This is a genomic window from Gemmatirosa kalamazoonensis (assembly GCF_000522985.1).
Classification (GTDB): domain Bacteria; phylum Gemmatimonadota; class Gemmatimonadetes; order Gemmatimonadales; family Gemmatimonadaceae; genus Gemmatirosa; species Gemmatirosa kalamazoonensis.
Genome location: NZ_CP007128.1, coordinates 1961939 through 1973805 on the forward strand (window position 1 = coordinate 1961939; position 11867 = coordinate 1973805).

Below are 11867 nucleotides of genomic sequence, written 5' to 3' on the forward strand. Positions count from 1 at the left end.
GGTCTTATGGGTGGGGCAGTATTTCTGCACCCATAAGACCACAAGGGGTGCGCGGTGGACGGGACTGTGACCGAGCTCCGGAAGGGGGCGCTCGACGTGCTGATCCTCAAGACCGTCTCGTGGGGACCCGCCCACGGGTACGCGATCTCGCGCTGGATCCGTGAGACCACCGGCGGCACGCTGATCGTCGAGGAGGGGGCGCTCTACCCCGCGCTGCACCGCCTCGAGCAGAAGGGGTGGATCGAGTCCGAGTGGCGGCTCTCGGAGACCAACCGGCGCGTGAAATCGTACCGTATCACGCCGGCGGGCATGCGGCAGCTACATGCCGAGGCGTCGAGTTGGACGCGGTTCGCCGCCGCGATGGCGCAGGTCCTCGACGGCACCCGTGCCCCGGTGTGGGCGGCCGAGTCATGAGCCGCCTGCCGATGTGGCGCCGCTACCGTCGGCTGTTCGGCTCCGACGTCCGCGCCGATGTCGACGACGAGCTCCGCTACCACCTCGACATGCGCGCCCAAGAGCTGATCGACCGCGGCACGCCACCGGAGTCGGCGCGCGCCGAAGCGCTGCGCGCGTTCGGCGACCTCCAGGCGGTCTCCGCCGAGTGCGTGACCCTCGGTGAGGCACACGACCGCGAGCGCGACCGCCGCGAGTGGCTGGGCGAGCTGCGGCAGGACGTGACGTACGCCGTCCGGCAGCTCCTGCGCGAGCCGGCGTTCACGGCGATCGCCGTGCTGACGCTCGCGTTAGGCATCGGCGCCACGACGGCGATCTTCAGCGCGGTGCGCAGCGTCGTGCTGCGGCCGTTCCCGTTCGCGCACCCGGAGCGCGTGATGATGGTCTCCGAGCTGTGGCCCGGGAACAACGGCTCCGTGTCCGACGGCAACTTCGTCGACTGGCGCGCGCGGCAGACGACGTTCGAGAAGCTCTCGGCCGAGCAGTTCGCCGAATTCACGCTCGCCGACCGGAGCTCCGCCGACCGTCTCTCGGGCGGCAAGGTGACGAAGGACTTCTTCGCCGTGTTCGGCGTCGGGCCGGCGTTAGGCCGCACGTTCCGCCCGGAGGAGGACGAACCCGGGAACGACGGCGTCGTCGTACTCTCCGACGCGTTGTGGCGTACCCGGTTCGGCGCGGCAGCTGGCGTCGTCGGCCGCGAGGTGCAGCTCAACGGGCGACCGTACACCGTGATCGGCGTCATGCCCTCGGCGTTCGACCCGACCACCACGGGCGAGCAGCTGTGGGTGCCGCAGGCGTTCACCCCGGAGCGCGAGGCGAATCACGACCAGCACCACAACATCGTCGTCGGACGGCTGAAGCCAGGCGTGCCGGCGTCCCGCGCGCAGGCGGAGCTCACGGCGATCCAGAAGGAGCTCGACGCCCGCTACCCGAACGCGAACTTCGACGGCACGGTCGGCGTACGCCCGTTCGACGAGGCCGTCATCGGCGACTACCGCGAGCGGCTGTTCGTGACGCTGGGCGCCGTCGCGTTCGTGCTGCTCATCGCGTGCGGGAACGTCGCGAACCTGCTCCTCGCGCGCGGCGCGTCACGTGCCAAGGAGCTGGCCGTGCGCGCCGCGTTGGGCGCGCGGCGCGGGCGCATCGTCCGGCAGCTGCTCACGGAGAGCGTCGTGCTCGGCCTCGCCGCCGCGGTCGCGGGGCTCGGGCTGGCGTACGCGGGGATCGAGGTGCTCGTCGCCGCGGCGCCGGAAGGCATCCCGCGACTCAACGAGACGCGCGTCGACGTGGTGGTGCTCACGTTCACCGTCGCCGTCGCCCTCGCGAGCAGCGTGGTGTTCGGGCTCGTGCCGTCGCTGCGCGCATCGAAGCAGGACGTGCAGTCGACGCTGCGCGAGGGCGGACGCGGGTCGGGCGCCGTGAAGGACCGCGTCAGGCAGGCGCTCGTGGCGGCCGAGGTGGCGCTCGCGTGCACGCTGCTCGCCGGCGCGGGGCTGCTCGTGCGCAGCGCCATCTACCTGCAGCAGGTGAAGCCCGGCTTCGACCCGGCCGGCGTGGTCACGGCGCGTGTGACGCTGCCGGAGGTGCAGTACAAGGATCCGGCGCGCGCGCTGCAGGCGTTCCACGCCGTCGCCGAGCGGCTCGCCGCGCTCCCGGGTGTGAAGCTGGCGTCGCTCGGCTCCACCGCGCCGCTCGTCGGCGGGGACTTCACCAACGGCATCGTGCCGGAGGGGCAGCCGGCGGATCAGGAGCACCTCGTGCAAGCCGCCTCGCGCTTCGTGATGCCGGGCTACCTCGCGACGATGCGCATTCCGCTCGTGCGCGGCCGCGACTTCACCACGGCCGACGTCGCGGGCGCGCAGCGCGTGGCGATCGTGAGCGAGGCGCTCGCGAAGCGCGCCTGGCCGAACCAGGACCCGATCGGCAGGCGATTCGGATGCTGCGACGGCGCCCCGGGCGATCCGCGCTGGAAGACGGTGGTCGGCGTCGTCGGCGACGTGCACGCGGACGGGCCGGCCGCGGAGGTGCAGCCGGAGTTCTACATCCCGCTCGACCAGATGCCCGCGGCGGCGTGGGACTGGACGCGGCGGACGGTGACCGTCGTGGCGCGCGCATACGGCGAGGACAGGGCGCGCGTGGCGGGCGTTGCGGCGGCGATCCGCGCCGCGGTGCGTAGCGTGGACCCCGCGATCCCGGTCTACCGCGTTCGCCCGATGCGCGAGTTGATTCGCGGCTCGACGGCGGAGGCGCGGTTCAACACGCTGCTGTTGGGCCTCCTCGCTACCGCGGGGCTCGTGCTCGCGATGGTCGGGATCTACGGGGTGGTGGGCTACTTCGTCGCGCAGCGTGCGACGGAGATGGGCCTGCGCATGGCGTTAGGCGCGTCGCCGGCGGACGTGCTGCGGCTGCTGACGCTGCAGGGCGCGCGGCCGATCCTGGTGGGCGTCGGCGTCGGCGCGGCGATGGCGGTCGTCGCGACGCGGTTGCTGCGCACCGCGGTCGTCGGCGTGCGACCGAGCGACCCCGTGTCGCTCGCCGCCGCAGCAGCGGTGCTGTGCGTGGCCGGGCTCGCGGCGACGCTCGTGCCGGCGCGGCGGGCGACGCGGAGAGATCCGGCGCAGACACTCATGAGAAGCTGAGGGAGGCGGACGAGAGTAGCCGGAAGCATGGCTGCATGCTTAGCCATGAGCAGCTACGGTGGATCGGGGTCAAACGCCGCCTGACACGAGACGTCGGGTGTGACCGGATCCGACAACACGGTCTCGCGAGCAGCGCCTTGTCCCACGAGGCTTTCTCTGCCGGTCGGGCCACAACGAAAGGGACCGGACGAGCGCGCGAGCAGTCGACACCTGGTGCCGTGAGCGCGTGCACGCGCACGCTGCCGGCCGCCTAACGATCGCCTAACGCCAGCCTAACGCCCGCCTAACTCTTCCCGCCGGGTGCTCGGTGGCGGGCGGCGTGGTCATCGTGCTCATCGCCTGGTGGGTCGCTTCGCGCGGCGCAGGTGCTCGACGAACGCGCGGAGCGCGGGCGAGGCGTGCCGGCGCTGCGGATAGTACAGATAAAAACCGGGGAACGGCGTCGAGAACTCCTCGAGCACCGCGACCAGCTCGCCCCGCGCCATCGGCTCGCGCGACCGGCTCTCGTCGGCCAGGGTGAGTCCTGCCCCCGCTATGGCAAGGCGCACGTTGAGCGCCGGGTCGGTCGTCAGCACGCGTGCCGGCACCGCCACCGAGAAGTCGCGTCCGGTCTCGGGGTCGGTGAACTCCCAGCGGTACGGTGGCGCCGCGACGGTGGCGCCGCGGCGGTCGGGTGCCAGTTGATGCACGCGTGCTCCGCGAGGTCGCGCGGGTGCCTCGGCGACGGGTGCTTCGAGAAGTACGACGGCGCGCCGACCACGACGAGCCGCAGGTCGCCCGACACCGGCACGGCGATCATGTCCCTGTCGATCACCTCGCCGAGCCGGACGCCGGCGTCGTAGCCCTCGGCCACGATGTCGCGCGGCTCGTCGCTCAGCACGATGTCGAGCTGAACGTGTGGATGCGCGTCGAGGAACCCCGCGAGCAGCGCGCCGCTCAGAAAGCTCTCGGCCACGGGCGTCATCAGCAGGCGCACGACGCCTCGCGGCTCGGCGCTCAGCTCTCCGACGCTGGCGACCGCCGTCCGCACGTCCTCGAGCGCAGGCCGCACGGCGGCGTAGAGCCGCTCGCCCGCCTCGGTCAGGCGCACGCTCCGCGTCGTGCGCCGCACGAGCGAGACGCCCACGCGCTCCTCGAGCCGACGGATCGCCTGGCTCACGGCGGACCCCGTGACACCGAGCCGTTCGGCCGCGGCCCGGAAGCCCCTCGCCTCCGCGACGGCGACGAAGGTGGCCATGCCCTCCAGTTCATCGCTCATTGGGAAGTTCGACTACACAGGTCGCGAAGCATCGTCAAGTAGATCAGGCCACCGGAGGGTCGTTGATTGGATGGCACGCCGTGTACGACGCGCGGCAGCGACCCTCGGAGGAGTCATGCAGTACCGCACGCTCGGCAGTCTGGAGGTTTCCGCGCTGGGCTACGGCGCGATGGGGCTGACCGGCATGTACGGCCAGCCGACCGCGCGCCCAGAGGCGATCCGGCTGATCCGCGCCGCCTTCGAGCGGGGCGTCACCTTCTTCGACACCGCCGAGGCGTACGGCCCGTTCACGAACGAGGAGCTCGTCGGCGAGGCGCTGGCGCCGATGCGCGACCAGGTCGTCATCGCGACGAAGTTCGGCTGGGACATCGACCCCGAGACCGGGCAGCGCCGCGGTGGCCTGAACAGCCGGCCCGATCACATCCGCCGGGTCGTCGACGCGATGCTCGGCCGCCTGACGACTGGCTCCATCGACCTCCTCTACCAGCACCGCGTCGACCCCGACGTGCCCATCGAGGACGTGGCGGGCGCGGTGAAGGAGCTGATCGCCGAGGGGAAGGTGCGGCACTTCGGCCTCTCTGAGGCGGCCGCGGCCACGATCCGGCGCGCACACGCGGTGCAGCCCGTCGCCGCAGTGCAGAGCGAATACTCGCTCTGGACGCGCGACGTCGAGGAGAACGGTGTGCTGGCGACCTGCGAGGCGCTCGGCATCGGCTTCGTGCCGTGGAGTCCGTTAGGCGCCGGCTTCCTCACGGGGAAGATCGACACGACGACCGCGTTCGAGCCGGGCGACTTCCGCACCGCCTCGCCGCGCTTCACGCCCGAGGCCCGCGCCGCGAACCTCGCGCTGGTCGATCTGCTCCGGCACGTCGGTGCCCGGAAGGCCGCGACGCCCGCGCAGCTCGCCCTCGCGTGGCTGCTCGCGCGGAAGCCGTGGGTCGTGCCGATCCCCGGCACGACCAAGCTGCACCGCCTGGAAGAGAACCTCGGCGCGGCCGACGTCGCGCTCACGGCGGACGACCTGCGCGAGATCGACGAGGCGCTCGCCGCCATCCCCGTCGCGGGCGCCCGGCTTCCCGAGGCGGTCCTCCGGTTCTCCGACCGTTAGGCACGCGCGATACACGACGTTCTGAAAAACGTCCGGGATCTCTCGGGATCTTCAACGGCGTGACAGTCATGCCGAGGCGTTCGCTCGGCACCAGCGTACGTCTACGGCCCCGCGACCGACCGCACGCAGGCGGTCGCGCTGATTCACGCCGCGGTCGACCGCGGCGTGACGTTCGTCGACACCGCGGAGGTCTACGGCCCGTTCGTGAACGAGGAGGGCGTGGGCGAGGCGCTCGCGCCGGTCCGTGACCGTGTGGTCGTCGCCACGAAGTTCGGCTTCGACGTCGACCTGGCGACGAGGCGTCGCCGAAGTCCGCGCGAAGGGACCCGACTAGGCGCCGCGCGGAAGGCGCAGCGTGAACGTCGAACCTGCGCCTAACGCGCTCTCGAGGGTGAGATCGCCGCCCATCGCGCGCGCCAGCTCGCGGCTGATCGCGAGGCCCAGTCCCACACCCTGGCGCTGCTCCTCGGCGCTCCGGCCCGCCTGGACGAAGGGCTCGAACACCGCCGCCAGCTTCTCGGCCGGGATGCCGCGTCCCGTATCGCGCACGGCGATGCGCACCGTGTGCTCGTCGGCCTGCCATTCGACCGTGATCGCGCCGGTCGTCGTGAACTTCACCGCGTTGGTCAGCAGGTTCGTCAGGATCTGCGTCAACCGCTCCGGATCGGCGCGAACCCGTATCTCGTCTGCACCGAGGCGTGCGTGCAACGAGAGCCCTTTGCCCGCCGCCTGCGGCTCGACCATCGAGACGGCACCCGAGACGACCTCGTTCACCGCGACGTCCGCGATCCGGAGATGGATGCGGCCGGCTTCGACCTTCGCGAAGCCGAGGATGTCGTTGATGAGCGAGAGCAGGTGGTCGCTGGCCTTCCGGATGCGCTCCATCGCCCCGCGCTCCGCGTCGTTGACCGGACCGTACACACCCTCGGCGGTCAGGTCGGCGTAGCCGCCGATGGCGTTCAGCGGCGTACGCAGATCGTGCGACATCGCCGCGAGGAAGTCGCTCTTCGCCCTGTTCGCCCGCTCGGCTTCCACGCGCGCGGCGGCGATCTCCTGGCGCGCACGGACCTGGCCGGTCACGTCGACCGCGTGCACGAGAACGCCGAACGTGGTCCCGCCCGCGTCCTCGAGTGGTTGATACACGAAATCGACGAAGACCTCCTCCGGCACGCCATCGCCGCGCTTGTCGAGCCGAACGACGCGCTCGCGCTCCGAGTGGACCGTGCCCGACCGGAAGACGTCGTCGAGCAGCTCGAAGAATCCCTGACCGAGCAATTCCGGGAGCGCGTCGCGAACCGGTGCGCCGATCACATCGCGGCCACCGATCAGCTCCTGGTAGCGCGGATTCGCGACCGTGAACACGTGCGCCGGCCCCTCCAGCACGGCGATCGCCGCCGGTGCCTGCATGAACACCTCGTAGAGCCGCTGGCGCTCGAACTGCGCGGCGGCCAACGCGCGGTCGCGGGCCTGCTCGACCTCGCGAAGCTCGTTGATGTCCGTGTTCGTGCCGAACCACCGCACGATCCTCGCGTTCGCGTCGCGGATGGGCTGCGCGCGCGAGAGGAACCAGCGATACCGGCCGTCGCGACCGCGGAGCGGGAACGTGTCCTCCCACGGCTCGCCGGTGTCGAAGGAGCGGCGGATGCGCTCGACGACGCGCTCCACGTGCTCGGGGTGCTGCAGCGCCGTCCAGCCCCAGCCCCGCACGTCCTCCAGCGTCGTGCCGGTGTACTCGTACCACCGCTCGTTGTACCAGTAGATCGCGCCGTCGGCGTCCGCCATCCACGCGAGCTGCGGGATGCTCTCGGCGAGCGCGCGGAACTGCGCGTCGCGCACGCGGCGATCGGTGACGTCGACGCAGGCGCCGATGAGGAACCGCGGCCGCCCGTCGTCTCCGAGGACGACCTTCCCCTTGTCGACGGCCCAGCGCAGGGAGCCGTCGGGCCACACCGTGCGGAACTCTTCGTCGAACTCGCCGCCGTCGCGCGCGCAGCGCTGCGCGGCGGCGATCACCCGATCGCGATCGTCGGCGTGGATGTGCGAGACGAACAACTCGAACGACCCCGATGCCTCGGCGGGATCGACGCCGAAGAGGCGAAAGAGCCCCTCGTCGCAGTCAACCGCGTTGGTGCGCATGTCCCACTCCCACGTGCTCGTGGACGAGGCGTCGAGGGCGGCACGCAGACGTGCGTGGCTGGAGCGAAGCTCCGTCTCGCGCTGGCGCAGCGCCGCCGCGAGCTGCTCGGCGGACTCCGTGCGCGCGCGAAGCGCCCTCGCCACGCGCGCCCGCGTGATGATGTTGGCCGAGAGCAGCGTGGCCGTCTCGGTGAGCGCGACGTCGGCCGCGGTGGGCTCGCGCGGCTCGTCGTAGTACATCGCGAACGTTCCGAGGATGCGTCCCTCGGCGTCGAAGATCGGCGTCGACCAGCATGCGGCGAGGCCGAACGGCTCGGCGACCGCTCGATAGTCGGCCCACAACGGGTCGGTCGCGATGTCGCGCACGATGACGCGCGCGCGCCGATACGCCGCGGTCCCGCACGATCCGGCCGCAGGGCCGATGCGCTCGCCGTCGATCGCCCGGCAGTACGCCTCGGGCAGATTGGGCGCGGCGCCGTTGCGAAGCGTCACGCCGTCGTCGTCCAGCAGCAGCACCGACCCTCGCATGCCCGGCGCGACCCGCTCCATGAGCGTGACGAGCGCATTCAGCGAGGCGCGCATCCAGGCGGTGATTGCGTCGTCCTGGCCATGGCCGTCGAACCGACGGATCGTCTCGGTGTCCACGGGACCCACCTCCACGAAAGGCCGCGCGTCCGCATCGGCGCCGAGGCGACCGTCGCGCGGCATCGCTACCCCGATGATCTTCCATCGAATCGGGGAGGGCAAGAGCGAACGCGTCGATGGGGCGGCACGCGGCGGCGACCGCCGCACTCACCGGTGCCTAACGATCGGCCACTCCGGCCGGCGCATCGTCTTCGCCGGGAACGGCTTCCGCCCGCTGCGCGAGCCACATCGACGCGCCGGCCGCGATGCCGCCGAACAGCGGCGCCACGATGAGGTCGGAGAGGACGTCCGCGAGCGGCGGGAACCCCAGGTTCGTGATCGCGAAGAACGCGACCATGAACAGCTCGGCCACGATCGCACCGCCGAGCCCGAAGCGAACCGGGTGGATCTCCGACAAGCGTCGACCGCGATAGAACAGGCTGATGAACGCGGCGAACACGCCGCCCGCGATGCCGCCGACGACGCCGACGCGAATCGCCATGCCGATCGCGTCGAGCACCCCGATCGTCGCCGGAACGACGACGCCGATCGTGCGGAGCGCGATGATCGTGACGAGGGCGAGCGCGAACCAGGCGATGCCCCACAGCACGCCGTTCCTCGCCACGCCGGTCAGGAGCCGGCGGGCGCTCCCGGCGCTCATGCGCACTTCGGCACCGCGAGGCGCGTGATCTCGGGGAGATGCGCGCGCACCGCGGCACGCCCCTGCAGCGCGCCCGCGTTCCACGACCGCCAGTCGCGCTCCTCGGTCGACCGTGTGCCCCAGCGCGCGAGGAGGCGATGCGCCGCCTCGCAGCGTGCGCGGGTGAAGTCGGCGGCGCGCGTCGCGGCCGGAGGCGGCGCGAGCACCGCCGCCACGGCCGACTCGGCGGCGACGCCGCCGAGCTCCGCGAGGTGCCGGACGTCGAGCGAGAGCGCCGCAGTGTCGCGCGCGGCGCGGTCCACGTTCCAGCGCGCGACCAGCGCGTCCACCGGCACGACGTGCAGCGCGAGCAGCACCGCCACGCCGCTCCACATCGCCCCCGCGACGAACGGGCGCGCGCGGCCACGAAGCACCGTCACCGCGAGCCACGCGAGCACGCCGGCGAGCCACGCGAGGAAGACGACCGGATACACGCGGTCGGTCGTCAGGCCGAACAGCCGGACGTAGAGCGCGAGTCGCGCGACCGCCGAGACGAGCATCAGCGCGAGCATCGCGAGCAGCGCGAGCGACAGCCGCGTGTGGCGCCGCTCCGCCTCGCGGTCGTCGACGGCGAGCGCGGCGCGCGTCGCGAGAAGGAGCGGCACGACGAGCATCGTGACGGCGATCATCTCGAAGAAGCCGCGCCGCGCGTACTCCGCGGCCGTCAGTCCCGTGCGCTCACGCAGGAAGCGCTCGCCGCCCACGAGCCAGCCGAGCTGCGAGGCCAGGTACGCGCCGAACACCAGCGTGACCGCGCCGAGCACCGCGAGCACGTCGCGCGAGCGCAGCGCGATCGGCGACGACATGAGCGTGGGCCGCGGCGCGTCGTCGAGCGCCGCGCGCATCCATCCCGCCGCCATCCAGGAGAACACCCCGACCACGAGCAGGTGCGACACGACCTGGCCGAGGTCCACGGAGGGGAGCGACACGAAGCTGGCGAACAATGGGTCGCCCGCTACGAGCAGCGCGCCGAACGCGAGCAGCGGCACGCCCGCGAGCAGCGCGACGCGCACGGCCTCGCGTCCGCGGGCCGACGCCGGCGTGCCGTGCCCCACGACGCGGCCGAGCGCGGCCGCGATCGGCGCGAGGCCGGCGACGACGTGTCCGACGACGCGGGCGAGATCCGCGAGCAGCTCGCGGAGCAGGCGCGCGGTGAGCGGCCGCGGCGCGGCGATCAGCGCGGCCGCGACGGCGAGCGCGCCGACGGTCGTCCAGAAGTCGACGAACTGCAGGATCTCGGCGTCGCGCCACGCGGCGCCGCCGGCGACGAGCACGGCGACCGCGAGCCACGCCGTCGCCGCCGGCGGAAGCGTGCGATCGGTGCGGACGACGAGCGCGGCCCCGAGCAGCGCGGCGTTGAGCACCCAGAGCGCGGCGCCGACGGTGCTCGGGCCGTCGCGCAGGAGGAGGTCGGCGGCGACGCCGACGGCGACGGCGTGGCCGGCGAGCATCACGGCGACCCGGTCGGCCCGCCCGGCACTGCGCCCCTCCAGGCCGTCCGGCGTGACGAGCGAAGGCGTGGTCATGTAGAGTACTTTACATCGAAAAGCAGACCGCGCAAGCTGCCGGGCGCCGTCCGTCACCCGGTCGCTCGAAGGTGGTCGGCCGGCCGAAGCGCGTCGTGAGGTTGCTGAAGACCGCGCCCGTGTGCCGGCGACGCTCGCGCATCAGCGGATCGACGCCGTGAGGCCGCGCGCCATCGCGAGCGCCGCGACCGCGCGCGCGATGCCGAGCGACGCGTCCTTGTCGAAGCGGTAGTGAATGCCCGCGTACAGGCGCGACTCGGCCGCCTCGTCGGCCATCGCGGCGAGCCGCGCGGCGTCGGCCGGGAAGAGCGCGGCCAGCACGTACGCCGAGGTGCCCGAGACGCAGCCGTGGTTCGACGGATAGGATGGGTGGTTCGGTCGCCCGATCGGCGTGGTGATCGCCGGGTCCGCGCGATATGGTCGGATGAACCAGTACGTGTACTTCGCGTCGTAGCACGCGATGTTCGCGTCCATCGCGGCCATGTGCACGAGCGCGAGCGCGCGTGCGGCCTGCGCCTCGCCGAGCTGGTAGTGCGCGATCAGCTTCGATGCCTCGGTGTTCCAGAAGCCCGCGACCAAGCTGCCGTCCGTCAGCGCCCAGAACTGCGCGATCCGCAGCTGCTCGTCGGTGCGGTGGTCGGAGAAGCGTCGCACCTCCTCGAGCGCCGCGACGTAGCGCGGCGTACCGAACGCGGGCGGTGGACCGGGACGGAACTGATCCCCCGACGTCATGAAGAACGGTCGCATCCGGCCGAGCATCGGGAGCTGCGGCGGCCGCGGTGGATCGAAGTCGCTCGACCAGTAGCCCGGACCGTTAGGCACGGCGCCGGTCCACGCCAGGTCGAAGCCGTCGACGCGCGCGAGCGCGACGATCGCGGCGCCGACCGTGCGGCCTAACGCCTCGCCGGCGGCGAACGCGCTCTGCGCCGCCGGCGTGCCGGTCGCCTCGCTCTCCTGCTGCCGCAGCTGCGCCGCGAACGTGGCGGTGTCGCCGGGGAACAGGGCGCTCAGCACGGTGGCCGAGGCGGCCCCCACCGCGCCCTGCGGCGACGCGGGCGCGGAGCGGCCACGCGCGTCGTCGGCGGCGGCCACCGCGCGGTACTGCGCGAGCGACAGATACGCGAACGCGCGGAGCACGGCGACCGGGTTGGGCTTCGTCGCGGTCGGCTGCGCGGCGACGAAGTCGCGCGCGATCGCGCTCCACCTGAGGCTCGCGGTCGCGTCGCCACGCGGCGCGGCCGCGCCGAGCGCCGACTCGGCCGCTCGAGCGGAGTCGGGATCGCTCACCCGTTCCGTGCACCCGTTCAGCACCACGACGGCGATGGCTGCACACACCGCGGCGGCGCGCGACGACCTGGACGTGACGCTCATCGTGCCTCCTCATGGCTCCGGGACGAAGGGATCGCAGTTCGCACTTCCTCAT

General features: G+C 72.4%; 7 protein-coding genes and 2 pseudogenes. 4 read left to right on the top strand and 5 right to left on the bottom strand.

All coding sequences use genetic code 11. From position 1 onward, the window contains the following. Positions 1–66: 66 nt before the first annotated feature. Together J421_RS08565 and J421_RS08570 are read left to right on the top strand one after the other, a co-directional pair. Positions 67–414: a PadR family transcriptional regulator gene (locus J421_RS08565; RefSeq protein ID WP_201773123.1), complete on the top strand. Its 348-nt coding sequence runs from the start codon at positions 67–69 to the stop codon at positions 412–414. Continuing rightward, positions 411–3092: an ABC transporter permease gene (locus J421_RS08570; RefSeq protein WP_025410767.1), complete on the top strand. Its 2682-nt coding sequence runs from the start codon at positions 411–413 to the stop codon at positions 3090–3092. Before J421_RS08565 ends, J421_RS08570 begins: the two co-directional genes overlap by 4 nt. Positions 3093–3424: 332 nt before the next feature. On the opposite strand, the pseudogene J421_RS08575 reads toward J421_RS08570, so the two are convergent. Continuing rightward, a pseudogene (locus tag J421_RS08575) lies at positions 3425–4350 on the bottom strand (LysR substrate-binding domain-containing protein). Positions 4351–4465: 115 nt separating this feature from the next. Between J421_RS08575 and J421_RS08580 the strand changes: the two are divergent. Next, a complete protein-coding gene (locus J421_RS08580) occupies positions 4466–5458 on the top strand; it encodes an aldo/keto reductase (RefSeq protein ID WP_025410768.1) in 993 nt (330 codons plus the stop codon). 138 nt (positions 5459–5596) lie between these two features. After that, positions 5597–5764: pseudogene (locus J421_RS08585) on the top strand (aldo/keto reductase); the annotation flags it as partial. 24 nt (positions 5765–5788) lie between these two features. Here J421_RS08585 and J421_RS08590 read toward each other — a convergent pair. From J421_RS08590 to J421_RS08605, 4 genes are all read right to left on the bottom strand, one after another. After that, the gene (locus tag J421_RS08590; protein WP_158508701.1) at positions 5789–8239 is read right to left on the bottom strand and encodes a PAS domain-containing protein; all 2451 of its coding nucleotides are present in this window, start codon (positions 8237–8239) and stop codon (positions 5789–5791) included. 157 nt (positions 8240–8396) lie between these two features. Beyond that, positions 8397–8879 (bottom strand): hypothetical protein, encoded by a 483-nt coding sequence (locus J421_RS08595; protein ID WP_148306222.1) that lies wholly within the window; start codon positions 8877–8879, stop codon positions 8397–8399. Continuing rightward, positions 8876–10444 (bottom strand): DUF4153 domain-containing protein, encoded by a 1569-nt coding sequence (locus tag J421_RS08600; protein ID WP_025410771.1) that lies wholly within the window; start codon positions 10442–10444, stop codon positions 8876–8878. The genes J421_RS08595 and J421_RS08600 overlap by 4 nt, the downstream gene beginning before the upstream one ends. A 141-nt stretch (positions 10445–10585) precedes the next feature. Continuing rightward, positions 10586–11815: a vanadium-dependent haloperoxidase gene (locus tag J421_RS08605; protein ID WP_025410772.1), complete on the bottom strand. Its 1230-nt coding sequence runs from the start codon at positions 11813–11815 to the stop codon at positions 10586–10588. Between the last annotated feature and the right edge of the window lie 52 nt (positions 11816–11867).

Coding starts and splice junctions, on each gene's coding strand:
- J421_RS08570 (WP_025410767.1), top strand. CDS start 411: ATGAGCCGCCTGCCGATGTGGCGCCGCTACCGTCGGCTGTTCGGCTCC.
- J421_RS08580 (WP_025410768.1), top strand. CDS start 4,466: ATGCAGTACCGCACGCTCGGCAGTCTGGAGGTTTCCGCGCTGGGCTAC.
- J421_RS08595 (WP_148306222.1), bottom strand. CDS start 8,879: ATGAGCGCCGGGAGCGCCCGCCGGCTCCTGACCGGCGTGGCGAGGAAC.
- J421_RS08600 (WP_025410771.1), bottom strand. CDS start 10,444: ATGACCACGCCTTCGCTCGTCACGCCGGACGGCCTGGAGGGGCGCAGT.
- J421_RS08605 (WP_025410772.1), bottom strand. CDS start 11,815: ATGAGCGTCACGTCCAGGTCGTCGCGCGCCGCCGCGGTGTGTGCAGCC.